37 protein-coding genes and 1 pseudogene are annotated in these 25,493 nt (G+C 48.0%); 13 read left to right on the top strand and 25 right to left on the bottom strand.

Annotated features, from left to right (window positions below):
• Positions 1-538: 538 nt before the first annotated feature.
• From RS881_RS36045 to RS881_RS35970, 16 genes and pseudogenes are all read right to left on the bottom strand, one after another.
• Positions 539-907 carry a helix-turn-helix domain-containing protein gene (locus RS881_RS36045; RefSeq protein WP_315815191.1) on the bottom strand — a complete coding sequence of 123 codons (369 nt, stop codon included), beginning with the start codon at positions 905-907 and terminating at the stop codon, positions 539-541.
• Between the two features lie 264 nt (positions 908-1,171).
• Positions 1,172-1,408 (bottom strand): hypothetical protein, encoded by a 237-nt coding sequence (locus tag RS881_RS36040; RefSeq protein ID WP_315815190.1) that lies wholly within the window; start codon positions 1,406-1,408, stop codon positions 1,172-1,174.
• A gap of 135 nt (positions 1,409-1,543) precedes the next feature.
• Positions 1,544-2,581: pseudogene (locus RS881_RS36035) on the bottom strand (ABC transporter permease).
• Positions 2,551-2,712 (bottom strand): hypothetical protein, encoded by a 162-nt coding sequence (locus RS881_RS36030; protein ID WP_315815189.1) that lies wholly within the window; start codon positions 2,710-2,712, stop codon positions 2,551-2,553. The pseudogene RS881_RS36035 and the gene RS881_RS36030 overlap by 31 nt, the downstream one beginning before the upstream one ends.
• Positions 2,699-2,827, bottom strand: a complete 129-nt coding sequence (locus tag RS881_RS36025) for a hypothetical protein (protein WP_315815188.1) — start codon at positions 2,825-2,827, stop codon at positions 2,699-2,701. The genes RS881_RS36030 and RS881_RS36025 overlap by 14 nt, the downstream gene beginning before the upstream one ends.
• Before the next feature lie 10 nt (positions 2,828-2,837).
• Positions 2,838-3,551, bottom strand: coding sequence for an ABC transporter permease (locus RS881_RS36020; RefSeq protein WP_315815187.1), 714 nt, complete (start codon positions 3,549-3,551; stop codon positions 2,838-2,840).
• Entirely contained in the window at positions 3,512-3,862 is a 351-nt protein-coding gene (locus RS881_RS36015) for an ABC transporter permease (RefSeq protein ID WP_315815186.1), read from the bottom strand. Before RS881_RS36015 ends, RS881_RS36020 begins: the two co-directional genes overlap by 40 nt.
• A gap of 22 nt (positions 3,863-3,884) precedes the next feature.
• On the bottom strand, positions 3,885-4,154 hold the full coding sequence (locus tag RS881_RS36010; RefSeq protein ID WP_315815185.1) for an HlyD family secretion protein: 270 nt from the start codon (positions 4,152-4,154) through the stop codon (positions 3,885-3,887).
• On the bottom strand, positions 4,151-4,735 hold the full coding sequence (locus RS881_RS36005) for an HlyD family secretion protein (RefSeq protein WP_315815184.1): 585 nt from the start codon (positions 4,733-4,735) through the stop codon (positions 4,151-4,153). The genes RS881_RS36010 and RS881_RS36005 overlap by 4 nt, the downstream gene beginning before the upstream one ends.
• The gene (locus RS881_RS36000) at positions 4,708-4,848 is read right to left on the bottom strand and encodes a hypothetical protein (protein WP_315815183.1); all 141 of its coding nucleotides are present in this window, start codon (positions 4,846-4,848) and stop codon (positions 4,708-4,710) included. The genes RS881_RS36005 and RS881_RS36000 overlap by 28 nt, the downstream gene beginning before the upstream one ends.
• 187 nt (positions 4,849-5,035) lie before the next feature.
• Positions 5,036-5,362 (bottom strand): hypothetical protein, encoded by a 327-nt coding sequence (locus RS881_RS35995; RefSeq protein ID WP_315815182.1) that lies wholly within the window; start codon positions 5,360-5,362, stop codon positions 5,036-5,038.
• Positions 5,356-6,228, bottom strand: coding sequence for a TolC family protein (locus RS881_RS35990; protein ID WP_315815181.1), 873 nt, complete (start codon positions 6,226-6,228; stop codon positions 5,356-5,358). Before RS881_RS35990 ends, RS881_RS35995 begins: the two co-directional genes overlap by 7 nt.
• Positions 6,225-6,479: a TolC family protein gene (locus tag RS881_RS35985; protein WP_315815180.1), complete on the bottom strand. Its 255-nt coding sequence runs from the start codon at positions 6,477-6,479 to the stop codon at positions 6,225-6,227. The genes RS881_RS35990 and RS881_RS35985 overlap by 4 nt, the downstream gene beginning before the upstream one ends.
• A 506-nt stretch (positions 6,480-6,985) precedes the next feature.
• Positions 6,986-8,416: an anion permease gene (locus RS881_RS35980; RefSeq protein WP_315815179.1), complete on the bottom strand. Its 1,431-nt coding sequence runs from the start codon at positions 8,414-8,416 to the stop codon at positions 6,986-6,988.
• A 21-nt stretch (positions 8,417-8,437) separates the two neighbouring features.
• Positions 8,438-8,803, bottom strand: a complete 366-nt coding sequence (locus RS881_RS35975; RefSeq protein WP_315815178.1) for a hypothetical protein — start codon at positions 8,801-8,803, stop codon at positions 8,438-8,440.
• 127 nt (positions 8,804-8,930) lie between these two features.
• Complete coding sequence (locus RS881_RS35970) at positions 8,931-9,617, bottom strand: porin (protein WP_315815177.1); 687 nt, start codon at positions 9,615-9,617, stop codon at positions 8,931-8,933.
• A 1,054-nt stretch (positions 9,618-10,671) separates the two neighbouring features.
• Here RS881_RS35970 and RS881_RS35965 point away from each other — a divergent pair.
• From RS881_RS35965 to RS881_RS35940, 6 genes are all read left to right on the top strand, one after another.
• Entirely contained in the window at positions 10,672-11,031 is a 360-nt protein-coding gene (locus tag RS881_RS35965; RefSeq protein WP_315815176.1) for a helix-turn-helix domain-containing protein, read from the top strand.
• Between the two features lie 762 nt (positions 11,032-11,793).
• Positions 11,794-12,210, top strand: coding sequence for a response regulator (locus tag RS881_RS35960; protein WP_315815175.1), 417 nt, complete (start codon positions 11,794-11,796; stop codon positions 12,208-12,210).
• Positions 12,211-12,278: 68 nt separating this feature from the next.
• Positions 12,279-12,983 carry a PAS domain-containing protein gene (locus tag RS881_RS35955; protein WP_315815174.1) on the top strand — a complete coding sequence of 235 codons (705 nt, stop codon included), beginning with the start codon at positions 12,279-12,281 and terminating at the stop codon, positions 12,981-12,983.
• Entirely contained in the window at positions 12,965-13,153 is a 189-nt protein-coding gene (locus tag RS881_RS35950) for a hypothetical protein (RefSeq protein WP_315815173.1), read from the top strand. Before RS881_RS35955 ends, RS881_RS35950 begins: the two co-directional genes overlap by 19 nt.
• 20 nt (positions 13,154-13,173) lie before the next feature.
• The gene (locus RS881_RS35945) at positions 13,174-13,545 is read left to right on the top strand and encodes a sensor histidine kinase (protein ID WP_315815172.1); all 372 of its coding nucleotides are present in this window, start codon (positions 13,174-13,176) and stop codon (positions 13,543-13,545) included.
• A gap of 190 nt (positions 13,546-13,735) precedes the next feature.
• Complete coding sequence (locus RS881_RS35940) at positions 13,736-14,503, top strand: helix-turn-helix domain-containing protein (protein WP_315815171.1); 768 nt, start codon at positions 13,736-13,738, stop codon at positions 14,501-14,503.
• Between the two features lie 71 nt (positions 14,504-14,574).
• Here the strand turns inward: RS881_RS35940 and RS881_RS35935 are convergent, their stop codons facing one another.
• On the bottom strand, positions 14,575-15,105 hold the full coding sequence (locus tag RS881_RS35935) for a hypothetical protein (RefSeq protein ID WP_315815170.1): 531 nt from the start codon (positions 15,103-15,105) through the stop codon (positions 14,575-14,577).
• Between the two features lie 246 nt (positions 15,106-15,351).
• Between RS881_RS35935 and RS881_RS35930 the strand changes: the two genes are divergently transcribed.
• The 7 genes from RS881_RS35930 to RS881_RS35900 all read left to right on the top strand — a co-directional run bounded on the left by RS881_RS35930 (position 15,352) and on the right by RS881_RS35900 (position 18,948).
• Entirely contained in the window at positions 15,352-15,762 is a 411-nt protein-coding gene (locus RS881_RS35930) for an ester cyclase (RefSeq protein WP_315815169.1), read from the top strand.
• Complete coding sequence (locus RS881_RS35925; protein WP_315815168.1) at positions 15,729-16,106, top strand: antibiotic biosynthesis monooxygenase family protein; 378 nt, start codon at positions 15,729-15,731, stop codon at positions 16,104-16,106. Before RS881_RS35930 ends, RS881_RS35925 begins: the two co-directional genes overlap by 34 nt.
• 529 nt (positions 16,107-16,635) lie before the next feature.
• Positions 16,636-16,806, top strand: coding sequence for a hypothetical protein (locus RS881_RS35920; RefSeq protein WP_315815167.1), 171 nt, complete (start codon positions 16,636-16,638; stop codon positions 16,804-16,806).
• Between the two features lie 529 nt (positions 16,807-17,335).
• Positions 17,336-17,695 (top strand): ArsR/SmtB family transcription factor, encoded by a 360-nt coding sequence (locus tag RS881_RS35915; protein ID WP_315815166.1) that lies wholly within the window; start codon positions 17,336-17,338, stop codon positions 17,693-17,695.
• Between the two features lie 368 nt (positions 17,696-18,063).
• The gene (locus RS881_RS35910; RefSeq protein ID WP_315815165.1) at positions 18,064-18,432 is read left to right on the top strand and encodes a VOC family protein; all 369 of its coding nucleotides are present in this window, start codon (positions 18,064-18,066) and stop codon (positions 18,430-18,432) included.
• A 25-nt stretch (positions 18,433-18,457) separates the two neighbouring features.
• Positions 18,458-18,613: an SRPBCC family protein gene (locus RS881_RS35905; protein WP_315815164.1), complete on the top strand. Its 156-nt coding sequence runs from the start codon at positions 18,458-18,460 to the stop codon at positions 18,611-18,613.
• The gene (locus tag RS881_RS35900; RefSeq protein ID WP_315815163.1) at positions 18,586-18,948 is read left to right on the top strand and encodes an SRPBCC domain-containing protein; all 363 of its coding nucleotides are present in this window, start codon (positions 18,586-18,588) and stop codon (positions 18,946-18,948) included. The genes RS881_RS35905 and RS881_RS35900 overlap by 28 nt, the downstream gene beginning before the upstream one ends.
• Here RS881_RS35900 and RS881_RS35895 read toward each other — a convergent pair.
• From RS881_RS35895 to RS881_RS35860, 8 genes are all read right to left on the bottom strand, one after another.
• On the bottom strand, positions 18,945-19,466 hold the full coding sequence (locus RS881_RS35895) for a BamA/TamA family outer membrane protein (protein ID WP_315815162.1): 522 nt from the start codon (positions 19,464-19,466) through the stop codon (positions 18,945-18,947). The genes RS881_RS35900 and RS881_RS35895 overlap by 4 nt on opposite strands.
• A gap of 49 nt (positions 19,467-19,515) precedes the next feature.
• Entirely contained in the window at positions 19,516-20,175 is a 660-nt protein-coding gene (locus tag RS881_RS35890; RefSeq protein WP_315815161.1) for a hypothetical protein, read from the bottom strand.
• On the bottom strand, positions 20,130-20,747 hold the full coding sequence (locus RS881_RS35885; RefSeq protein WP_315815160.1) for a hypothetical protein: 618 nt from the start codon (positions 20,745-20,747) through the stop codon (positions 20,130-20,132). Before RS881_RS35885 ends, RS881_RS35890 begins: the two co-directional genes overlap by 46 nt.
• A 1-nt stretch (position 20,748) precedes the next feature.
• Complete coding sequence (locus RS881_RS35880; protein WP_315815159.1) at positions 20,749-21,237, bottom strand: hypothetical protein; 489 nt, start codon at positions 21,235-21,237, stop codon at positions 20,749-20,751.
• 22 nt (positions 21,238-21,259) lie between these two features.
• Positions 21,260-22,630, bottom strand: a complete 1,371-nt coding sequence (locus RS881_RS35875) for a translocation/assembly module TamB domain-containing protein (RefSeq protein ID WP_315815158.1) — start codon at positions 22,628-22,630, stop codon at positions 21,260-21,262.
• Positions 22,576-23,076 (bottom strand): translocation/assembly module TamB domain-containing protein, encoded by a 501-nt coding sequence (locus RS881_RS35870; RefSeq protein ID WP_315815157.1) that lies wholly within the window; start codon positions 23,074-23,076, stop codon positions 22,576-22,578. The genes RS881_RS35875 and RS881_RS35870 overlap by 55 nt, the downstream gene beginning before the upstream one ends.
• Before the next feature lie 71 nt (positions 23,077-23,147).
• On the bottom strand, positions 23,148-23,849 hold the full coding sequence (locus RS881_RS35865) for a hypothetical protein (protein WP_315815156.1): 702 nt from the start codon (positions 23,847-23,849) through the stop codon (positions 23,148-23,150).
• The gene (locus tag RS881_RS35860; RefSeq protein ID WP_315815155.1) at positions 23,843-25,423 is read right to left on the bottom strand and encodes a hypothetical protein; all 1,581 of its coding nucleotides are present in this window, start codon (positions 25,421-25,423) and stop codon (positions 23,843-23,845) included. The genes RS881_RS35865 and RS881_RS35860 overlap by 7 nt, the downstream gene beginning before the upstream one ends.
• Positions 25,424-25,493 lie beyond the last annotated feature (70 nt).

The raw sequence follows: 25,493 nt of genomic DNA, 5'->3' as shown, positions 1-25,493 counted from the left end.
AGAACAGCTTCGAGCTATGAGCTGCGAGCTGTGAGCGAATACAGGTTGCTGTGTAGGGAGGAAGACTAAGGGTTGGTAGGAAGGGGGTGTTGGGGTATGGGAGTGGGCTTTGTGATTATATTATTGATTATTAGTTATTTATTATTGCCTTTGCGGGTAGTGACGAATTGAGGAAATGTGAATATTTAGGAAAATGCGCCTTTACCTACAAGGATAAGGCTGGGATGAGACAAGGGTTAGGCTTGGGGGAAGTCCGGAAAGTCGGGAAAGTCCGAAAGACCGTCTCCTGATAGCTATTGGGAAGCGATCTGGACTAAGGGTGATATTTATGAAAATGCGCCTTTACTATGGGAGCGGTACGGGAGGGCTACGGGTTAAGGTGGGGAGAGCTGCCAGGGAGGTACGGAAGAATGGCTGATTACGCAGGATGGAATGGATGCGTTTAATTGTTGTGTTAAGTTATAGTGTATAAACATGCTGTTTAGCCGAATCTATATTCCATTTAGTTGTTTCTATGCCGACTGCTTAGCTTCCTGTTCTATCCTTCTATTCTCCAATTGCTCCCTGCGCCAGGTGGCGGGTGGCTGGTGCATATTTTTTTGAAGAATTTAATAAAGTTGGTTTCTGCGTGATAGCCTATAAATCCAACGGAGATGGCGATGGTGCGAATAGTAACATCCGCCAATAATAATTCCCGGGCTTTTTCCAACCGCTTTTGTAACAGCCAGCCATAGAGGCCCATGCCAAAGGCTGTTTTAAAATCTTCCTTCAGTTTGTTTTTGTTGATTAATAGCTTTTCGGCCAGCTCGGGAATCCTGTAGTGGTATTTGAGATTGTTTTCAATAATGCTTGCAGCATGCAAGACCCTTTCCAGGTCCTTCGGGGACAAGGTTGTGACTTCTTTCATAGAAAGCAGGTTTAACGGCCTGGATCTATTCGATCCGGTTGTTTTTTTGAACAATAAAATAGCAATATGTATACTGCCTTACCAGTAAACAAGTATCTGCCCAGTGGCAGGGGGAAAGAATAATAAGGGAAGTTCGAATGTTGTGCAGTAGTAGAAATCGCCTTTTCTGCCATAGCGAAACTACAAATAATGGGAACCGGAAGTTCACAATGAGATGTAATTTTTTTCACCTAGATGTTAACCCCTACAATGGGGAATTGTATTTTAATATTCTGTAGTAGAAGAATTGTCCTCCCGCGAAGCGAAAAACAAAAACCAATCGGGATTGGCTCTATTGGCTTCGATGGCTTTTTCAAAACGCTCACTAAAATCACCGGGATTGGTACAGGCATCCAATGTTTTGAAATCGGGATAACCGCCCAGGTCTACCTCCATCAGGGTCATAATGGTTTCCGCAATCTCTTCCCGGGTAGCCGGCAACCCAGTTGCCTTATTGAGCATGCGCCCCCACTTTCGGACCAACGCACAAAAGCAACAAATTCTTCAGGTGACCCGCTGAATGCTGGTTTTTTGAACTCCATAGTGGTATTGGTTTTTATGAAGTTAGGATAAAATGTATATATGTATACCTCGTGTTCACCCAGGCCTGCTGTTGATCTTGCGCAGCCGAACAAGGGCCAGGAAGGTATACAGAAACAAGAGGGCTATGAGGTGCAGTATATGGGGCATATTTTGACCAAGGGAAGCGCCTCCCTGTACAATAGACTGATACATATTGATAAAGGGGGTAGTAGGCAATAAAGCAGACATCCACTGGAGGGGCACAGGTATGTTTTGTAAAGGAAAAGTATAACCCGCAATGAGGAAGAAAGGATAGGTGGAAAAAGCCATGACCTGCACATTCAACAAAGGATCTTTAAACAGCCCCCAATCCACTGAGCCATGGGTATAAGGGTAATGATAAAGAGAAAAAAGCAATGGCCAGTTGAAACCCATCACCCCGCATGGGCAGCTCCAGTATCCTGAAATTAACGGTCATAAAAAAATAAGCATACGCACAAAACAAAAGATATAAAAAGATCCCTTGCCCCAGATAGCCATGGAAGGACTGCCACCGGCAGCCTGCAGCCAGGCGGGAACGGTTTTCTTCTTCCTTTCGAGGGCAACGCTGGCCGACAAGCCGATCAATAAGGTTTGCTGTAAAATAATGGCCAGTAGTCCGGGCAACATAAAAGCGCCATAAGAACTGCGGCTATTGAACAAAGGCCGGTAGTCGAGGTTGACAGGCATCACTTCCTGCATGGACCCACCGGTATTCATGCCCTCCGATTTTTGAAGGTATTGCAGGCGCACACCCGCTCCCAGGGTAAGGCAGGTTTGGTTAATACTCAACAACAGATCGCTGGAGGGCAGGAACCGGGCCGCATTGAGTGCTACTACCACATGGGCCTGCTTCAGGGATTTTACTTTCTGCTCCAATCCATACTCGATATACAAAAAGCCCTGGCATTGGCCTTGGTACATGGCCTCCTTGGCATCTTCGATAGAAGGTACCAGGAATACGGAAGTGATCTGGGCATTGCTGACCTGCTGGGTAATAAGGCGCGATAAATACGTATGGTCATCATCTACCACGGCAAGTTTTACGGCTTCTTCTTCCTTGTACTGGTAAATGCTGCCATAAAAGAAAGCATAGAGCAGGGGGCAATGAGCAGGGTCAGCAGCAGGCTATGATCCTGGGCAATGCGGTGCACCTCGCGTAATATCAGTCGCCACAATATGGTCAGTTGGTTAGGTGATGGCACGTTTCAGTTGATTAAGTTGTTGCTGGTATAGAAGGATGGCCATGGGATAAGTAATGGCAATAAAAAGCAGCAGATAGCCCATTTCGGTAATGGCATAGCGTAAGGGGAGGTCCATATAATACACCTTAAAAAAGGCATCGAGAAAATGGGTATAGGGCATGATGTTGGCATAATACTGATCGTACCAGGGCATGGCCCAGCGGGGAAAAGTAAAGCCGCTGAATACAAAGGCGGGGAGGTATAAAACAAAGCGGCATCGGTGGCCACCATGGTATCGCTGAAGATGGCCGAAAAAGCTGGCCAATGCCCAGGCAGGCCAGGCTTAACAAGGTATACACCACAAAGAATTTACCAGCCGCTGCCATAATGCCCAGGTTGAACAAGGGAAAGATGATAAAGGCCACGAGTATAAAATTGATCCAGGCAATGACGAGGTGGGCCAGGGTTTTACCGGCAATCACAGCAGAGGCAGAGCCCCTGGCTATATACCAGAGTTGCTGGCGGGTATTGGTGGTGGCTTCATAATTCAACAATAATACACCCACCATGATGATGATCATTTGCAGGGCCACGGTAATAAGACCGGGTACCAGGTAATGCTGGTAGTTATAGGTGGGGTTGTACAAGGTATACGGCACCAGGGCAATGGGTTGAACAAGCGCCATGGCTTTGTCTTTGTCCATGCCGGTCTTTACAAACTTCTGGAGGATCACACCCGAACCGGCCGTGATGATCACCTGGGCGGCTTCCTTGTAAATGAGTTTGGCAGGTACTACGGCAGCAGCATTGGTATATACTACTACATTAACCGGGTGACGGCTCTTGATATCCTGTTCCATCTTTTTAGGAAAATGAACGGCACCCAGTATTTTTCCTTTTGAATAAGGTCTTCCAGTTCATCAATACTGCTAACCTGGGTGGTGAAGTGGCAGGTTTTTCCCTGTTGCAGCAGAAAGGTAAATTGGCGCGAGAGGGCAGACTGGTCGTCATCCCAAAGGGCCATGGGCAGGCGCTCTACCTGTTGTTCATTGTAAATGTAGGCGTAGAGTAAGAACAATATGGGCGGAGCCACCAGCAATACAAGGTAGTGTACTGGCAACCGGAAGATACGCTTCCATTCTCTTAACATGACCTGGCAGGTGGTTCGCATCAGGGTAGTTGAAGTGATGCCGTCATGCCGGAACGCAATCCCTGAATGGTTCCGGGGCGGCGGGTTTAAATTCAATGGTAAAGGTGCGCAGTTCGAACTGCCCTTTTTCTTTGGAGGGTACCCAATTGGCAAAGGTGAGGGAAGGGGCCACGGTAGAGACGACCACCTTAAACTCCTCTGGGTTACATCCGGGAACCTTTACGCTGGCATTGGTGCCGGGTTGCAGGGAGGCAGCAATATCCTGCCGGATATTGAAGCGCAGAATATAAGAGTTTTCTTTTTCGACGGTCATGATGGGATAACCGATGGATACGATCTCGCCCTGGTGGATAACAAGGAACTGATCACGCCGGTGGCGGGCGAATGGATCCGGGTATGTTCCTGCAAGGCCTTGGTCAGTTCAGCAGCCTGTTCAGCCCGTCGTACAATGGCCTGGGCACTTTTGATGAGCTCGGGGCGGGTACCGTTCTTCAACATCTCCAGGTTGAGTTTGGCCATTTCCATTTCTTTTTGGGCAGCCTGGTATTTGAAGAAGAAGATATCGCGCTCCTGTCCGCTGATCACATCGGCATTGTACAAGCGCTGCATGCGGTCGTAGGTTTTGCTGAATAGGTTGTACTGATCTTCGGCAATCTCCGTGAGTTTGCCGGTGGCGCTGATGAGTTCTTTGCGCGGGCCTGCTTCGAGTAATTCCAATTGTCCTTTGGCGGCATCTACAGCGGCTTGCGCCTGTGCGCGGATGGCATCAATTTCATTGGTGCGCAATACACCCAATAGTTGTCCGCTTTTGACGGTATCGCCCTGTTCTACAAACAAGCTATCGAGGCGGCCCGGGAATTCGGCGGCTACATCAACGCTGGTCGCATCCACCATGCCCAGGGGGCATTGGATTCGGTGGGAGATTTCCGAAAGAGAAACCATATAGCCACCACCAGTACAAGGATGGGGATGAAGAGGGCCCAGTATTGTTTGATGAACGTTCTCATATTGAATGATTTGAAAGAGGCATTAAGGCAACGAGTGAGAAAGGCAAGTTGTGAGCTGCGAGCTTCGAGCTGCGAGCGAAAAGCAAAGAGGGAAAGAGGCCACGCGGTATCGCTGTATTAGGCTCGCAGCTAGCGGCTCGAAGCTCGTAGCTTTTGACGCAATAAAGTATTGAGTTGTATGCATGTTTTACGGGATTAGTTCGGTAATGCGGTTAGGGGTACCATATACGTTCCAGTAAGTGGCCAGGGCCAGGTAATAGGCCAGGATGGCGGTATGATAGCCTTTCTCTACTTCGCTCTGGATGAGTATCACATCATTCAGGTCTTTGAGAGAAGACAGCTGGTTTTGTACGCGTTCATTAACGAGGCGGCGGGTGGTGGCAATATCCTGGCGGGCGCTATCGGCTGTATTGATCTCATTTTGAGCGGCCAGTATTTTATTGCGGGTAACCCGGAGTTGCATCTGAAGGTTTTCTTTGGTATTGGCTTCGGCCAGTTTTACTTCTTCTACCAACTGGTGGGCGGCCAGCTTTCTTTTTGTGTTTGGGTGCCGCTGAAAATATTCCATTGCATTTCAACGCCCACCATCCAGGGAGAAATGGTAACGGGCAATTGATTTTGGTAGAGGTTGAGGTTGCCAATGGCAAAGATATTGGGCAGGTTGTAGGAACGGGCAATTTTCTCGCCCACTTGCGCGGAGGCAATTTTACTTTGCACCATTTGATACACGGGGTTTTGCTGCCAGGCGTTTTGGTCATCAAGTGGGATGATGCCGCGCTTATACACCAAAGTATCATTAATGGTAAGGGCGGAATCGAGGGAGATACCCAATAATTTGTTTAATTCAACGAGTGCATTTTGTTTTTCCATGCCCAGGTTGGCATAATTGGTACGTGCCTGTGAGAGTAATACTTTGGTCCAGCTTTTTTGGTAAGGGGCGAGGATCTCATTTTTGACCATTTCATCACCATAGGCTTTGTTCTTATCAAACGCATCCACCACGCCTTGCTGTATTTTCAACAGGGTATTGAGGTAGTGTATGCGTATATATTGGAGGGTGATGGCAAACTGAACCTCTTTTTCGGCTAGAGCGGTACCAATGATACCGGAGTTGACTTCGGCTTCGGCAAAGTTGCGGACGGCGGTTAACTTATTGCCCAGGAAAATGGGTTGACGGGCAAAGAGACCCGCCAGGAAATAGGATTGTTTGCTAAGCGCCGGATTGTAATCGGGATATACAGCGCCGAGAATGGTTTTGGAGGTGTTATATATTTTGTCCTGTACCGGTTGGGATAGCTGGTTGCCGGTGATCTCCTGAAATACGGTATTGGCTGCATTGACAGCTTGTTTGGAACTGCCATCGAGTATGCCATTTCTCACGGTTTGTAAATTGATCTCAAGGGGCGGCTCAGGTAGGTATAGCTGGCCAGGGCATCTATCTTGGGTACAAAACGTTGTTTTTCTACACCAAGGTTGTACTGTGCCCGCAAGAGGGAGGTCTTGGATTGTTGTACGAGTTTGTTGTTGCTGGCAGCCAGCCGATAGCAGTCGTGCAGGGTGATATCCTGAGCGATGGTGGAGGAGCAGCCTATGGAACAAATGAGAATTACGGAGCGTACATAATGCTTCATAGTAGTGAATCTTTAGTCGGCAATCGGCAGTCGGCAATCTTTTGCTTCGGGGGCACAAGTACGCTCACACACAAGGCCAAGGCTGCATACTTGCACCAGGGGCTAAGAGGTGACACCTTTTCGTTTTCGTGGTAAGGGGAAGGTGTCACCTCTTTCCTGATGAAGGTGAGCCGCTCTACAACGCTGCATTTGCCAGTCTGCAGAGCGACCCACCTTTCGCCAGGGGCAAACAAATAAAATTTGGATGACAGTTCCTTGCACCAGAATGGTGATGAGACGAAACAAAGTAGTGCTACAGAAAGATAGATTTGCTTCATATAGTGAATAGTCAATAGTGAATGTTCGATCTTTTGCCTCGATTGTCTGGCAGATGGCAATTGTCAAACGTCGATGCTGGTACGGTAGCAGGGATGGGGGTACAGTGTAGGGCAGGCTGGGTTAGGCAGTGGGGGAGGGGAATAAGGGTTATTTAAAGTTAGGGAAGTTTTGGGTATGCTTTACAGCACTTACCATAAACCGAGCAATTTCCACCACAAACCTCCCACGACAAACCATATAACGAGAAAGAAAACGGAGATGAAGAATCCATGTTTCCACCAGTCTTTCATGTCTACATAAGTGCTGCCAAAGAAAATGGGGGCAGGTCCGTGGCCATAGTGGGTAAGTGATCCCATAAGTGTAGCACAGGCGCCCAGGAAAATAGCCAGCATGGTGCCAGGCACACCTACGGCAATGCCTACAGCGAGGAATACGGGATACATGGCGGCGGCCTGTGCGGTAGCACTGGCAAACATATAGTGGCAATAAGAGTATACAAGTATGAGGATGGGGAAAGCCACTTGCCAGCTGAGGTGGGCCATTTTGCTGCCGATGAGGTTGCCAAACCAACCTACAAAACCCAGTGAGTTGAGGTAGGACCCCATCATGACGAGTGAAGAAAACCATACGATGGTATCCCAGGCGCCTTTTTCGGCTTTTACATCCTCCCAGGTAAGGACACCGCTTAGCAACAAGATACACAAGCCAATTAAAGCGCCCGTGGTGGCATCAACTGCTATGAGGTTGCCAAAGATCCATAAGATGAGGAGTATGATGAAGGTAGCCACCATCAGCCATTCCTGGCGGGAAACGGGGCCCATCTCTTTCAGTTTTTCGGCAGCCATGCGGGGAGCTTCTTTTGTTTGCTTGAGTTCGGGTGGAAAGAATTTATAGAGTAGCAAGGGTAATAATAAAAAGCAAACGAGCCCGGGCAATAAAGCGGCGATGGCCCAACTGCCCCAGGTGATGGTAATGCCGAGGTCTTTGGCAAATTTCTGGGCCATGGGATTACTGGCGGTAGCAGTAAGGAACATCACGGAGGTGATCATATTGGCATTGTAACTGCCAAGGGTAAGGTAAGCGCCTATTTTTCGATGTGTTTCGGGTTTATCGGGCAAGGAGCCCATATTGATAGCGATGGATTTCATGATGGGGAAGATCACACCGCCTGCGCGGGCTGTATTGCTGGGGATGGCGGGGGCCAGCAGCAGATCGGCGGTATTGAGTCCATAGGCCAGTCCCAGGGTGCTTTTGCCAAATACTTTGATAAAGTTATAGGCGAGGCGGGTGCCCAGGCCGGTTTTAATAAAACCGCGTGCGATAAAGAAGGCAAGGCCAATGAGCCAGATGGTGGAATTGCCAAAGCCGCTCAATGCATTGGTAACCGCATGGGCAGGATCGCCCGGGGCCAATACTTGTGTAACAGCGCAAAGGGTAATGCCCAGCATGGCCATGGTGCCCATGGAAGCCGCTTTGAGGATGATGCCAAAAATAGTGCCCAGGAAAATAGCCAGCAGGTGCCAGGCATTGGGTTTAACGCCTTCGGGTACTGGAATAAACCAGATGATCAATGCAATGATGAGGGTAGCCAGTAATGCCTTGGGTTTGATTTCCTTCATAAACGTGCTTTTAGGTATTGTTTAAAACCGGATCTGTAATTGTGCGTAGGCCAGGTTATTGTTGTAGGTGGTGGTGAAAGGGATCTTGGTTTTGTAGAGATCGATGGCCACACCTACCTGTAATACGGCATAAAAATTATCGGCAAAGATGAGCGATACATTGGGGATGATGGTTTGCCGTGGATTATCATGTTGTTTATAATTTTCATCGAGGTATTCATACCGGGAAGAAAATTCAATGGCCCTTACCCTGGGTCGTTTGTATTCATAACGAAGGGTGGGGAAAAAATAAAAGCCTTGTGTACGGAACTGGCTAAGGGATGGCTTGGGTTGTTGGGTACTGGTATGGTATGCTATAAAATCGGAACCTGATTTGTATTCGCTCATGAGGAGGAGTTGCCATTTGTGGGAGAGGGGATCTTAGTGGTGGCATCGGCTCCCCAGGCATTGCCGGTACCGCTGCGGGTATTGGTATTGCCATTGGTACTGCCGGTGCCGGCATTGAGGGCGAAGGTTATATGGGGGTAGGGGTGGCTTCGAGGCGGGCATAGGCGTTTTTGGTATCATCATCGTCAGTAGCCTGGTTGCGGTTGTTGCCATTGTATAGACCGGCAAAGTAGCGGAGGTTGCCTTGCTGATCAATATTGCCAAAAACAGAAAGGCCTACCTGGAAGCTTTGCCAGCCATTGCGGCCAAAAGCATAATACTGGTTGGAGAAATCGAGGGTGCGGATGATATCAACAGGCAGTGCATCTTCAATACCGAAGAAGGGACGGAACTGGCCCACTTGTACATTGAAGTATTTATTGAGGGAGTATTTGATATAGGCGTTTTCGAGTACTTTATTGGAGGGGCTGCCGTTGAAATCGGCAAAATTGACGAGGATATTGGCCGAGAAGTGATCGTTGATATTGGCCCTGATCATGAAGCGGGCGCGTTTTACGAGAAAGGTATTGCGTACTGGTTTAGGGGTGGTAGTGGTATTGGGATCGAAATGTTTTCCATTTACATCAACGTTGTTGTTGAGGGAAGCCATATAACGGGTTTGCAATACGCCGGAAAAAGAAAGGGAACGTTGGAAGGCGGAAAAATTGGTAACGGTATCAGCAGAGGTGAGGGAGGTCTCATCTTTTTGCTGTGCCTTCGCAGTAAAACATAATAGTTGCATGCCTGTATATACGATCAGCAGGTAGTTTCTCATGAGGGTTAGTACTTAATGGTACTATAAATATATTAAAAATTAGGATTGAGTGATGAGGGTGATAGGACGATCGTACTTTAGTTTGGCTCGCAGCTCGAAGCTTATATCTCGCAGCTCCTCGATTTGATATATGTTAAATCGAATAGTTAAAGGAAGCAACAACCTGACAATAATACCCAAATGCCCCAGTGAATAATAAGTCGCTTACAAATTGATAAGTGGTTTTGCTTACTGTTGGTAGCGCGTTACGAATTAGGTTATTGTTTTGTGCAAGTTTTATAAGCATTACCCACTATTGTTAAAACAAATGCTGGCTGTTCCTTGCTTTAGTCTTATCATTGATGTATCTCCTGAAATAAAAATGCTGCCAAGAAATATAAATCAATGCTGCTTTTGAGTTGTTTAATTAGGGTTAAGTAGGCTTTAGATAGTAAATTGAAATACATTGATCAGACAGGAACTTCCAACCACCCATTGTGTAACACCAAAAATGAATTTATGATTGTACAAGCAAGTCGAGTCAGGTACTTTAGGCGGAAATGCAACTATTTATTCGCCTCGTCCTCCCATTTGTTCATGCAGCCCGGGAAAACCCCTGTCATTGGACAACTGTCGTGGCCGTTTCCCAACCATGATCTCCCCAGGTCATCCGGCTTCCAGCAAACCGCATAGAACATTGCTTCACCGGTTAACTCAACAATCACCGTAGATAGATTAAAGAAAATTGGTTACTACTACAGGCTGTTAATAACAAGCCATGTTAAGGATACCCCACCCAGGTTTAATGTATGAGTGTGTAGCGTGATTCCGTACAAGGATTTGCTATGCCGGGAGTTGAGCAATGTAGCGAATGCATCCAGCATACCCAGCCGGGTATGAATGGTTAACATTACACTACTAACATTAAATTTTATTCCATGTCTAACGATTTACTTTATCAACTGCCAATGGCAGGAAAGAACGATAAGCCCGGCTATACTTACGAATTGTCAACAGAACGGATAGCCAATATTGCGGCAAGGTTACATTGTTTTATGCATGAGCAAAAGCCTTTTTGCGTTTTGGTTATTCGATCCGCGACCTGGCAGATGACCTGGAGATACCATCGTACCAGTTGAGCGCCTACCTCAACCGGGAAATTGGGGTGAACTTTAATGATTACCTCAATCAGTTTAGGGTGAAGTACTGTGAGGAACTGCTGCAGCAAGGGATGGTAGTGCAGCTAAATTTTAAAGGACTGGCCTTGAAATGCGGGTTCAGTAACCGGAATACGCTTACTACGGCTTTTAAAAGTTTACGGGTTATACGCCATCGGTGTATACGCGGAATATGCTATCGTTCCGACGTTCGGCGGTCATGGCGGGTTGCCAATAATTGCCATAGGAGGCAAGGGGCAGGGCCGGTTTATGGGTGAAGTTCTTATGCCTTTCACTTTTCTTGTGCCCCGGTATTGGCTGTTGTGAATTAAGAAAGAGGTTGTTGATACCGGGGCACAATTTTTGGCAGGCCGCTTGTTGTCCCAACACATGATGACCGGTGTTTCAAGGATAATAGACCGTTTTTTCACAGAACAGGAATAGCAGTAAGTCGAATCGTAGGCAGTGTATTTCTACACATAGCTTTTCATTCTTCAACCTGATCACTGGGTATCGCCATGATCAACTGGGTGCAGAGGTTCGTTTGATAAAGCAGGTGTTTTTCATTGGGGGCTCCGCATCGGCGGACCCCCTTGTGTTTAAATTACCCAAACTATACAATGCTTGTAAAAGGTCAGAGTGAGGCCTGTAAACGGTCAATCTCAACAAGGGTAAGGGAAGAAGTACGGTGCCAGATTCGTTATTTTACTAGCCATAGCAATAGAAATGGTTTTTAAAAAAATAAGTCATGAAACAGTTAATAATTCGCTGGCCTGGAGCTTGTATTTATAACAATTGGCAGGTTATGCTGAATTATTCAGTAGCAAAATGGTTATATTTGTATGGCACTTCTATAAGGGGGTAACGTGTAAAGGCCACAAAAGCACCTCCTTTGTGATTAGCTTTCATTTTGATTAGTAGTCATCTTTAATACAACTGGACAACCCATACAGGGCTGAAAGCGGTAGAATATTTTCTATCAGTCTTTCTCTTGGTGGATGCTGTAGATTAGATGTTGTTTTGATGAGAATGTATTATATTTGATCATAATCCAAAATACGCTTATGAATACCCGCCGGCTTTTCCTTGTAGACGACGATATGGACGAACAATGGATCTTTAATACAGCCCTTTGCGCCTTAGATCCCACCATCGAATTATCAGGAGCCGCCAATGGGCAGGATGCCATCCGGCAACTGGCCAGTTCCCACTCAGTCCCCGATGTTATTTTCCTGGATCTTAATATGCCTGTTATGAATGGATTGGAATGTTTGCGACTGATCAAGTCCAATCCCGGCCTGTCGGGCATTCCCACTATTATCTACTCTACTTCTGCTGATCCGCTGACGATCTCTAAAACCATGGAAATGGGAGCAGAAGATTTTATTACCAAGCCATACAATTTTGAAGACCTGGTCAATACCTTGCGGCATGTGCTGGACAGGATAGTTGCTTAAGCTGGCTGCTGAAAAAGGTTGGTATCTTAACAAATGGTTTGCTGTATTCACTTACAATGAATTTAATAATGGCTGGTATAGCTCCACAGTGGCAATTTTTACAAGGTGGAGGAGAAATGGGGGCGTTGACCCGCGCTTACCGCTGGGAGGAAACCTCCCTGGGCGGGCCTGCACAATGGCCCCAGAGCCTGCGCACAACAATCAGTATTGTACTGAACAATTGCTTCCCGATGTTCCTGTTCTGGGGACCGGAATTATTATGCTTTTACAATGATGCTTACCGGCCCAGCCTGGGCAATAATGGTAAACACCCGGATGCGCTGGGAAAACCTGCCGTGGAGATATGGCCTGAAATATGGACGGTGATCAAACCGCTGATCGACCAGGTGATGGCCGGAGGACCGGCAATCTGGCGCGAAGACCAGTTGATACCCATTTACCGCAATGGCCACCTGGAAGATGTTTATTGGACATTTAGCTATAGTCCCGTACGCGATGAATCGAATGCGGTGGCCGGGGTATTGGTAACCTGTACAGAGACCACAGAAAAGGTACAGCAGCTTGCCACGGTAGTGGAGTTTTCAAAGGAGCTGAAAAGGCAGGTGGCTGAACGTACATCGGAGCTGGCAGCCTCTAACCTGCAGTTAAGACGTTCAAACCAGGAGCTGGAACAATTTGCCTGGGTGGCATCGCACGACCTGCAGGAGCCTTTGCGTAAGGTGCGGGTGTTTACAGGGATGCTCAAAAAGGGAATTTGCCGCCGCTGGAACTGATCGATAAGATCGATGCTTCCACTGCGCGCATGAGTAAACTGATACAGGATGTGCTGGATTTTTCGCGGTTATCAACACAGGAAGGATTGTTTGTGCCGGTTGGGCTGGAAGGGGTGATACAGGACGTACAAACAGACCTGGAGTTACTGATGGCCGAAAAAAAGCGGTAATCGACTATGGGGAGCTACCGGTGATCGAAGGGATACCCTTGCAGATCAATCAACTGATGACGAACCTCATCAGCAATGGCCTTAAATTCAGTGATCCGGGCCGGGCGCCCCATATCAGGGTAATAGCCGGGGAAACCGATGCAGAGACCCTGACCGCCTATCCTGAGTTGGCTGCCGGCAAAAGGTATTGTATGATCCAGGTGGCGGACAATGGGATAGGCTTTGGACAGGAACATGCAGAACAGATCTTCAATATATTTCAACGGCTGCACAGCCGGGAGGCTTTTGCCGGTACAGGCATTGGCCTGGCCCTTTGTAAAAGATCGTGCTCAATCACCAGGGCAGTATCAGTGCTGTCGGGAAACCCGGCGAAGGGGCCGTATTTACAGTAGTATTGCCTTTTGAGCAATAAGCTCCGGCGGGCGGCTTTGGCAGATTCCCTTAGACTGAGAATGTCAGGTTGAGCTTGCCGAAACCATCTTCAACAGGCTATGGTATGCTCCTTCTATCAACAACAATCATGGTAAACTTCCTGTCGGGACAATTGTTATCTTTAGCACTGGTTTAATTGCCTGGTTGTACATGGAAACATTTTTGCCTATAGCCACCTTATCGCCTTTTATCAAACATTACCTGGTTATTGAGAGCCAGGAAGTGATGGTGAACAGGACGCTGCCGGATACTTCGCTGGTAATGGCTTTCCGCTTTAAAGGGCAGGTACAGTTTCTGATGCAGGATACTACCCTCCATTTATCGCCTTTTACTTTATCGGGCCTTCGTAAATCTGACCGGCTTATCCAGTATGCCCCGGAAACGGGTAATGTGCTGGTGGTGTTCCGGAAGGCAGGGGCTACTGCTTTTATTCAGGAGCCTTTGCATGAATTGTTTGAGGAGCATGTAGCGCTGGATAGTTGTAAAGGATTTAATCAATTGTCGTTGCTGGAAGAGCAATTGGCGGCAGCGCGAAACAATGCTGCCCGGGTAAACCTGGTGGAACAGTATTTATTATCCAGGTTGTATGACCGGGAATCAGATGCTTTGATCGCCACAGCTATGGAGCGGATCCATGCCGCTAAGGGTATGATCCGCATGAAAGACCTGGCGAAGGGGCTTTATATCAGCCAGGATGCCTTTGAAAAACGATTCCGGCGGGCGGTGGGTGTATCGCCCAAACAGTTTGCCTATATCACAAAAATGAAAATGGTGGTGCACCGGATGGTCAATAAGCAGTCCCTGGCCGAAGTGGCGCTGGATGCGGGGTATTATGATCAGCCGCATTTTAATAAAGACTTCAAACTGTTTACGGGTCGTACACCTACGGCTTTTATGAAGGCCCCCAATATTATGTAAAAGCGAGCCGGGTAATGAGCAGCCTTCCCAGGGCTTTTAATAACTTCCTCCTCTTTGTATGGCATCAATTTTTACGAGGATGCCACCGGCATCATAAAAAAGCGTTGCTGGTTATTGCCTTTTTCTGCAATTACCTCATAATACATCTGGCGGGCGCGGCTTTCATTCCTGTAAAAACGGGAGCTTCTTACTTTAAAACCAGGATAGTCTTTTCGGATACCTTTCAGGGATTCCTTTACTGTGCCGGGCAGGTAGGTGAGGTCCTCCTGTTGTTTGGTCATAATGAGGAGGCCTGTGGCTGAAAACAGGCTGTAAAACTTTTGATCGCCTCTTTTAAGTACGAGGAGGTAAAAACTAGCGGGATCGGAATAGGATACCATGGTATCGGCATCGGCCCAGGCATTTTTGGCTGTTGCCGGGGGCACGGTATAAAACTCAATAGGGGTGGCTTTGGGGAACAAGCGGTGGAGGGAGTCGATCACAGGTGCCGGTACCAATTGGCGGTTGATCTTGGTCGCTTCATTGATGACAAATGCATCTTCCTGGGCAATGGCATAATAGGCGGTAATAGTGAAGAAGAGTAACAAGAAAAATGGTTTCATGGCTGCATTTTTGGTGAATGAAAGGTGTGTAGCAAGGAGTGGGCCCATGTGGCGGAGGTCATCCCCGGGGCAGATCAATGATTTTTACAAGGCGGGATGACGGCTTGCAGCGAGTTTTGCTTTCATAAAACACTGCAAAAATGAAACCATCCGTTTTGCCAGGCAGTTTATTACTGGCGGTATTGATCCTTACGGCATCTGCCCATGCACAAACCACTATTACCAAAGTCAAAAAAGAAGTCAGATATGAGTATTATCGAACAAAACAAAGCCACCATACAGGGAATGTATGAGCAAGCGTTGAATACGCATAGGTTTGAATTATTGGGAGAATATGTAGCTCCCGAATATACAGGGCCTGGCGGGCTGAAAGGAGCCGCGGGTTTTGGCGACCCACTACGGCCGCTTATAATAGCGTTTCCGGATTTTCACTGGCAGCTGGATGAGCTGGTGGCAGAAGGGGATAAAGTAATGATACGGTGGACGGTGACAGGCACGCACCTGGGGCCTTTGAATGGCCTGGCCGGTACGGGCAAAAAGGTAAGAAGCGCTGGTATGGGGGTGTTTGGGATGAAAGATGGAAAGGTTACCAACGGGCAGGTACTTACTGACCGGCTGGGCTTTTGCAAGAGCTGGGGTTGTTGCCATTGGATGTAAACCAGTTTTATACGCGTCAGGGAGCGGCTGGTCAGGTACGGTTCATTGATAAATTCCTGGTACCGGCGGCTGGCAGGCAAGCATTTCTGGAGCGGGTAAGGATCAACCGGGAGTTCATCAAAAAATTGCCAGGTTTTGTGGAAGATGCGGCGTATGAACGTACGGACGAACAGGGCAGCCTGGTGTTTATTACCGTAGCGGTATGGGCGCATGAACAGGCATTGCAAAAGGCCAAAGAAGCGGTACAGGCCGGGTACAAACAGGAGGGCTTTAACCCGGCAGCCTTTTGGGAAAAGTTGGGTATTTCGATGGACAGGGGAGTATATACAATAGCTGGTCATTGAGTTTATAAAATATGCCTTTGATAAACGATGGGCCTCCTGCAAGGGGGGCCCATCATTTTTGTAGGGGGAAGGGGTGTTATCAGCAGGATAACCGGAGGGGCGCAAAGGAGGACGCTTATAAGAGGCTGACTCGCAGGTAGTTTTAAGGGGGCGACGGACAGGGTAAAAGGGTTGATGATATAGGCGGACGGTGGATATTTAAGGCGGGTAAATGCTAAATATATTAGTATATTTGTGCTAATTTGTTTGGTTTGTGTGCCGGGAAAGTGCGGGGACTGTTAAACGCTGAGCAATGCTTCATGGGAGGCTAACAGTATAAAAAGTTAATCTTCTAACTAAAAAAGTTCACACCTCTACACAAAAAAGTATGAAACGTACATGACTAAAATTTGATTAATCATTTACTTTGACTAACGCAAATGTACATGGATGAACGATACAGAGTAGTAAAGGATTATATTGAGCAGGAGAAGATCCTCGAGTTCAGGGATATCTTTAAATACCTGCCCAAGACTGTATTGACCAAGGATTGGGGCTCAATAATTACCGCGTTACACGCTTCATTGAATACCCACAACAATTATCGGTGGAAGAGATCTATGAGATTGCGAAGCTGATCAATGTACATCCCGATCTGTTGGTAAGAATGGTGGTGCGTCAATTCAATAATATGATCAATAGCCATAAGAAACGGAAATAAGTAAGGGTACCATTACCTATCCTTTTGTAGCGCTGCTACTGATTTCCCGGACCATTGTACCTGTACAATAGCAAGCCATCCATGCTCCTGGATGGCTTTTTATTGCCCATCAATCATGACTTTAAGTCCACTGTAGTTGAATTAAGAAAGATGTCAGGCAGAACTTGTCGACTATCAGCCAGAGCCTGTCGAAGGCGTTTTAAGAGTGGGTCCCCCTTCAGGTCCCGCCAGTTGGTGAGATCACCCCGGTCTAAAGGCTCTCTTCAGTCGCCAGCCTCTGGCTGGTGACACCTATTTCAAAGCCTCCGGCTTTGTTGATGCCGTCTAAAGAAGCTTGTCGAAGCTGTATTAAGGGTGGGCGTCCTTCCCGCCCGTAGGTGGGACGGCTCACCCCGGTCTAAAAGATTTTGAGCCCCTATACAGTGGGGAGGGCGACAAATAGGGGGAGAATGCGACTTTCGCCTTCAAATATTTGCGTAAGTGAATACTTACGTATACATTTGTAAGCGATTACTTACATAATACAACTATGAGAAGAGATGTGTTCCAGGCAATAGCCGATCCTACCCGGCGCGAGATCATTAACCTGGTGGCTTTTAATTCGCTGAACTTAAATGCGATTGCCGAGCAATTTGATGTGAGCAGGCCGGCTATTTCGCAACATATTAAGATACTGACAGAGTGTGGTTTGATTGTGATCAAGCAGCAAGGGCGTGAGCGGTATTGTGAGGCGCGCTTGCAGGAGTTGGTAGCGGTATCCAACTGGTTGGAGCCATTCCGGAAAGAGTGGGAGCACCGGTTTGATAAGTTGGATAACCTGTTGCTGGATATAGAGGAGCCGGTGAAGAAGGGAGTTAAGAAAAAGGGAGCTGCGAAGAAGAAAGGGTGAGGGGGCAACCAGCTTCGAGCGACGAGCTGCGAGCTTTTTGAACACTCGCTCGCCTCCGGCTAGTGAGTCTATTACGTAGCCTCCGGCTACGACGAAGCGAGAGTCTTCAAAATACCCGTCCTCAGCGAGACGGTGGCGGCTGTAAGAATCATTGAACATTGAGTATTGAACATTAACCAACGAGGCAATCGACTGCCGATTCACGACTGCCGATAATAATAGGTTCATTATATAGAACAGCTACAACGATTTATCAACTAAAAACAACAATCAATGCAAAAGATCGTCACATTTCTCTGGTTCGATGGCCAGGCCGAAGAAGCGGTAAATTTTACACGCGTGTATTCAGGGATTCAAAGATCGTTACGATGGCGCGTTATCCCGAGTCGGTTCCGGGATTGGGCGGCAAGGTGCTTACAGCGATATTTGAACTGAATGGCCAGCGTTTTATGGCACTGGATGGAGGACCGCAATACAAGTTCAACGAAGCGATCTCGCTTTTTATTAACTGCGATAACCAGCAGGAGATCGATTATTTCTGGAATCAGTTGACTGCTGATGGTGGCAAGGAAGGTCGTTGTGGTTGGCTGAAGGACAAGTACGGTGTTTCCTGGCAGGTAGTGCCTGTGAATATGGGTGAGTTGATGCAGCCCAAGGATCCTTCAAAAGGTGGCAGGGCAATACAGGCCTTGATGCAAATGTCGAAGATCAGCATTTCACAACTGCAGGAAGCATAAATTGATTACTCAAACAACATAAGCCATGACAAAGAAAAATCCTACCATCGTTACGGCCGAGCCCGGCAAACAAGAGGTGGTTATTGCGCGCGAATTTGACGCGCCACGTGAAAAAGTGTTCAAAGCCTTTATTACACCGGAATTATTAACGCAATGGCTGGGCCCCGGGGTTATACGATGACCATTGATTATTTTGACCCCAAGGCAGGCGGTTCTTATCGCTATGTACACCTGGATGGGAAGGGCGGTAGCTATGCCTTTTCGGGTGTGATCCATGAGGTGACGACTCCCGAACGGCTGATCCAAACTTTTGAATTTGAAGGCCTGCCCGAAAAAGGACATGTATCGCTCGATACGGCGGTATTTGAATCCCTACCGGGCGGCAGAACAAAAGTGACGATGAAGACCATTTTTCAATCGGTGGCCGATCGTGATGGTATGGTACGATCGGGTATGGAAAAAGGGGTATCGCAAGGGCATGAACGCCTGGATGAACTGCTGGCCCTCGGTATTTAGAATGGGTAGCCAATACCCAGGTTCCAGGTGAGGTTGTCTTTTCTCCACCTGTTGTTTCCCAATTGAATTTTATCGATTATCCAACGTTCGCCATCTGGCAGCCAGGGCTTGCGTAAGGGGAATGCTACGTCCAATCGGATGATGAGGATGGTGATGTCCATGCGCAAGCCCACACCTGCCCCTACGGCAATTTCCTTCAGGAAGTTTTTAGAAAAGCGGGCGCCGGGTTTATTGGGATCGCTGTTGTAGAGCCAGATATTACCGGCATCTATAAAAGCGGCGCCTTCAAAAATGCTGAATAGTTTGCCGCGTAATTCGGTATTTAATTCCAGTTTAATATCACCAGTTTGATCGGGCAGGGTGTTGGTGGCACTGCCATCGTAGGTGCCGGGGCCAATGCTGCGGTTGCGGAAGGCGCGTATGCTATTGGTACCGCCGCTAAAAACTGCTTGATATAAGGAAGTGACCTGGAATTGCCATGCGGCAGGCTGGCGCCAATAATGAGGCGGTTGGCCCAACTGCCTTTTGGCGCCGTTTGCAGGTAATACCGGAAATCGGCCTCTCCTTTTACATACTGTGAAAAACGGCGCCGAATAGCTGACCCGACTTACCCCGGCTGCTATCGCCAAAGATCAGTCCTGCCGCATTGCCCGATACATCGGCTGTACCGCTGAAAAAGAATCCGGTAGCATGGGCCTGCTTATCTATCCGTGTATCGTACGTGAAGTTATAGGTACTACCCAGTATGAACTGTTTTTCGATGGCCTTGGCCAGGGAAGGAATGGTATCCATCTGCCCCTTGTATTCAGCCGTAACGTTCAGGGGTTGTACGTAGTTAATGCTGATAAAATTGAACTGGTGTTCTTTGTACAGGCTTTCTTTCCAGGCATAACCATAAGAAGCGCGGAAGGAGTTGAGTGTATACAGCTTGCTTTTGTTCAACATATCGTATCCCAGCATCATATTGGTTTTGGGTACAAAGCCGCTTCGCGTCCTGATCTTAAAGAAAGGCACCAGGAAGCGGGGGAAGGTTAAGGTGCCTTCCAGGCCAATGCGGTACACATTATAACCCTGCTGGGCGCTGCTGTACTGCACTTCGGCACCACCAGAGGCGGTGATGGTGAGCAATTCACCCGCGCGGAAAGTATTGCGGTTTTTCCAGGATACCGCCAGGTTGGTACCTACCAGGTTATTGCTTTTGGATGTACCATTGAGCTCGGCCCGCAATGATTTTTGGGGTAGGGGGTGAGGTAGTAATAGGTATTGAGTTGGGCAAAGGGCGAATTGGCCACCCGTTCAAAACGGTTCTTCACAAATTTGAATACGCCCAGGTTGACCAGGCGGTTCAAGGATAAGTTATGGTCTTTGCGGTTGTAAATATCATTGGGTTCAAACTGCATGGCCTGTTCAAACAGGTAGGGTTTATAGAGGTTGTTGCGATCTATTACATAATAGCCTTTGTATAGCTTCGCGCCTTTGCTGGAAGTATCGGAGCTTGATTGGTTCAAGCGGAAATTGGTATAGATAAATACATCTTTGATGGTGTACAGCTCGCGGGAGTTTTTGGGTAGGTTGGGTTTCAGTACCACATACATGTTCACACGGTTGTTACCAATGGTACTATCTGTTTCTATCAACAGGTATTCCGGGTTGAAATAATAAAATCCATTGTCTTTTAAATAGCCGTCAATGCGTTCGCGTTCCAGTTTGATCACATCGAGGTTATAGGGTTCTCCCCGTTTCAATAATGTTTTGCTTTCTGCCTGGCGGATGGTATTACCCAGGAAGCTGCTGTCCATCTCATACCGAACAGTATCGATGGTATACTGTTTGCCGGTTGTAACAGTATAAGTGGCAGTGGCCTTTTATTTTTAATGGTGGTGTCGCCGGTGGCCTGGGCCTGAAAAAGCCCCTGTTCTCCAGGTAATTTTGCAGGATGGCCGTATTCCTCGCCAGGTTTACATCACTTAATAATACAGGTGGTTCACCGGTCTTGTTTTTCATCTTACCGCGGAAGGAGGTTTCTTTTTGGGATTGCCGGCCAGGTTGTAGATCCATAATTTGATACGCATGCCCAGGAACCTGCGGTTGGGCCGGGGCCTGGTGAGGGTACTTAGTTCGGTGGTAATCGCTTTTCTTTTTCTTGCTCAGCCCTTCGCCTTTCACTTTAACCGTAGCGCCCAGGTACAAGGCATCATTGGCCGGCAGGTGTTTGGTATTGCTGCAGGCGGATAGAATGAAGATGAATAGGGGCAGTAATAAACCGTATGTGAATGATTGTGTTTTCAAAGTGAATGGTCAATCTTTTGTTTCAATAGTTTTTGGCAGTCGACAATCGGCAGTCCTTTGCTTCGCTGTTTTTGGGCTCGCAGCTCAAAGCTCGTAGCTCATAGCTCGCAGCTGATATTCCCCTAGTTGCTCCCCGCGCAGGCAGGGCAGGTGGTTGTTCTTCTTTTCCTTCCTGCAGTTGGCGCTGGCGTTGCCGTTCCAATCTCCTGGCCTGTCGTTTCTTAGCCGATTCAAATATTTCCCTGAACTTGTTGTAATCAATGGTAATGACGAATCCTACGCCGGTCTCAACAATGTATCCTTCCAATATACCTTCATACTCGTTTTTGCGGTAGGCACGTACTTTATACCGTCCATCCTGGCTCAATTGGTAATCGAGTGATACGTTGCCTGCAATATTATTGCTTTGGCGGTTGGTATTCTGTGCCCCTTCCAATTCAAAATTGCTACCCACGGTCACGGTGAGGCGGTCATTCAACAACCGCTTGGACACTTCCACATTCAGGTCGGTACGGTTTTTAAATTGGCCGGTACTGTAATCTTCCTGCGACTGTACATCAAAGTTGATGTCTACACCTGCTATCAACCCGGATGCCAGCTGGTTCAATTGTTCGGTCAGTAATTTGCTTACGCTTTGCCGTATAAAACCTTCGGCGCCGGGACTGCTGTTGCCGGTGATAAAGGGATCTTCGCGGATAAAGCGGTTGAGGAGTAATAAGGCAAATACTTGTTTGTTCAACTCGGCTGGTTGCTGCCTGATCTGCTCCAACTTGGTATTGGAAGCTTCTACTATTGATTTATCTACATTGTAGTTCTTATCCTCTGGCAGCTTAATATCAAACTTAATATTGGGTTTCATCAGTTCACCGGTCATCACCAGGTATACTTCAAAAGGTAGTTTTTGCCGGTAAGTGTTGCGGGTAGTGGCGCTCATGGTCTCCAGTTGACTTTCCACCAGGTCAATGGGAGCAGTATTAGCAACATATTTGGCAGTAATATCTACATCGGCCCTGGTAGGTTCGCCTACCCAGGTGATGCGGCTTCCTTTTACAATATCAAACTTGCGGTGCAGGAAATTGAAGGACAGATCATAGCTGCCTTGCTGCAGTTCATAAGCGCCGGTAAGGGTTACTTTGCCGCTGGGGTCGATGCCGCCATTAAGGTTGGCTTCACCTTTCACCCGTAGTAAATCACCATTGCCCTCATCGATCACCAGGCTCAGCTCGGCTTCTTTATCAATGGTAATGTTCACGGAGATATCGTAATCCCTGATCAGGGTGCGGTTGAGGGAATCAAGGCCAGATATCCAGATGGAATCTTCGGGAATAGAATCGCGGTCTACAAAACGCACAATGCCTTCGCGGTCCTGTACGCCGGGATCGTCCTGAGGCAATACGACGGTGAGTTTGGTTTTTCATTCACCTTCAGGGTACCATCAATGATGGGATGCAGTTCGGTACCTTTGATATTGAGGCGACTATTAAAGAAGAGGTCACCATAGTATAGGTTATTGTCCTTCCTGGTACTGTTCAATGCCTGGAAATTGTTGGCATTGAATAACAGGTCGAACTTATAATTGCTGAAATTGGTCGTGTAGGCGGTGCCATCCAGTTGGGCGCTATTGCTGGCTGAATCACGGATGGTAAACTTATTGAACACGATGCCCTCATTGGTGATGCGGATCTTTTGCTGGTCTATTTTTAGTGGGCTGCTCAAGGCGGCGGGTATGAGCATGGCTTTGTTGAAATTCAATTCGCCGTCTACAGAGGGTTTGTCCATCGTGCCTTGAATGGCAAATTGTCCATGGAGCGTGCCCGATGCTTTTTTGATACTGCCCATGCTAACGCCTTCCAGGGCGCTTAGTTGTAATTGGCGGACGGCTACTTCAAAATTGAAACTGCTTACCCCGGCTACTTTGTATACCCCTTTACGCCTACATCATTGCCACGGCCGGTAAGGGTAATATCGGCTGCATATTGATCGGGCTGGGCATTGTTCACTACCCCACGCAGATCGCCCAGGGTATCCTTGTTCATGCTTACATTGTTCACCGTGAGATCGCCGGCAAAAATGGGTGCTTTGGTAATATTGGCAAACTTGATGCTGCCATTCAATTCACCATCTACCAGCAGCGAATCTTTTTGGATAAAGCTGGCCAGGGTAGCAATGCGGAACCTGGAAAAATCGACACCCAGGGGCTGACCAGGTTCATTGACCCTGGTTTGGATGGTGAGCCGCTGGTCCATAAAGCTGAGCCAGAAATTATGGGCGGTGATATTGGCAGAGTCGATCCGGATCTTATTGTCATTACTGGCCAGCCACTCCTGGTAGTTCAACATCAGCGAATCGGGGCGCAGTGAAAACTCATAAATGGCATTGCTGGGTTGTGCCAGCAGGCCTTCCAAATGGTATTTGTTTTTGCCGTTGATGTCTTTGGTGTTGAGGGCAAAATTGATCTTGTTATTGGCCAAAGCTGCATTGAGCGAAGTACCATAAACCGTTAGGGATTGTCCACTGCGAAAGGCATCGATGGTGGCCAGTGCTTGTAATTTTTCCTCATTGGTATGGGCGGTTAATGAGAGGTGGTTGATCTCGTTGGTACCATTCACCACCAGGGGGCTTGTAGAGAAGCGTTGATGCCGCCATTGCTGGTAAAATGGCCGTCCAGTATTACAGGGTCCATCCGCTTCAGGTCGGGCGCCAATACTTGCAGTAAGGGTTTGTTGACGAGGGTAGCCTTTACCCAAAAATCATAAGGTGGCAGGCTCGTGAGGGAGTCGGGTGCATTGGAAAAATATTTTTGCAGCGACCTTTGCATCACCGTACCCAGTTCGGTCAGGTGGTATTGGCCCCACAGTTGGGCAGTGAGTACTTCGCTGTTCACGCGTATCACCTGGCCCGAATCGTTCAGGTCGGCAAAAACTTCCAGCGTGTCTGTTTCAATGCGCCGTTCGCCCAGCACCAGCAGGTTGCGGGTAACCAGCAAATGGCCCTGGAGGCTATCTATATGGGTACTGGGAAAATCAGCATCGATCTTACCCCGGTACAGAATGGGATCATCTGTGAGGTGGAGGGCCTGGGTGTTGATGCTGTCTATTACCACGTGCATTTTAATGGAGGGCCAGGTACTGGCCAGGTTGCCGCTAGCATCCAGGGTGAAATGGATGGGTTCGTTTTGGATGGCGGCATTGAGTTTAAACTGTTGCTGGGCAATTTGTCCATTCATACGGAAATCGCGATAGGTATATCCCTTGTATTGGGCCTGGGCGATATGTCCATCTACGGTAGCATTCATTGTTTTGGGTACCCGCCCCTTTCCCTTCACCGTTACGTTCATGGTCAGCAGCCCCAGGTCGGGCTGTTGGAGTAACTGCTTCAGGTCGAACGATTGGGTCGTCACCACGGCATCATAGCCAATATTGTTCGAGTCGGCTGGGTTTTGCACGGTTCCTTTTACCGTAGCGGTGCCCAGGGTGGTATTGAGCAGCAGGTCGGCGGCCAGGTTTTTCGGTTCCGTTGATGCGGCCCGACAGGTTGAATTGAGAAGGGATGGTGATATTGTTGGGCAGGGTGCCGGCCGGCAGGAATGCGCGCAGGTCTTTGGCGCTGCTGCTAATATCTTTAATGGCCAGGTTGGCTTCCAGTTTTTCATATCGGGTAACCCTTTGATATAGCCCGAAAGTTCGATATTGGTTTGCTGCATGCCCTTTAGCCGGAAGGAAGCAATGCGCAGGTCGTTGACAGATCCTTTCACTTTACTGTTGATATACCAGGTAGCCTGTGGATTGGAGAAGGCAGGTTGCGTACGCAGGTCGGGTACAAAGCTGAGGATATCCTTTACCTGCACCTGGCTGTTTTGGATATCCATATTGAGCTTAAGTAAGCTGATATTCTTTTGCAAGACATCGAGCGAAGGATAGGATACTTCAATGTTGCGCTCCAGTTTAGTGCCGGGCGTTTGCACCAGCAGGTCTTTCAGGTAGGCGCCCTGGTTGGTATATTGAAAAGTGGTTTTAAGTTGTTGCAGGGTAAAGCCCGATCGTTCGGCAAAAGCGCCGTTGGTGATCTGCCCGCTGATGGTATCGGCACTGTAACGAATATCCCTGGCAGCAAAGTGGAGGTTGCTGAGATGGAGGTGGGCATAATCCATGCCTGCTGTTGCCTTGGGGGCATTGTCGTCGTCCATCCGGAAACCATTTTTTCCAGCTGGAGCTTGTTGACGGAAACGGTCCATCCGGCATCAGCCCGGACTTGTG

The sequence above is a fragment of the Paraflavitalea speifideaquila genome (assembly GCF_032395985.1).
GTDB classification, from domain to species: domain Bacteria; phylum Bacteroidota; class Bacteroidia; order Chitinophagales; family Chitinophagaceae; genus Paraflavitalea; species Paraflavitalea speifideaquila.
This window is presented reverse-complemented; position numbering and strand designations above follow the sequence as displayed.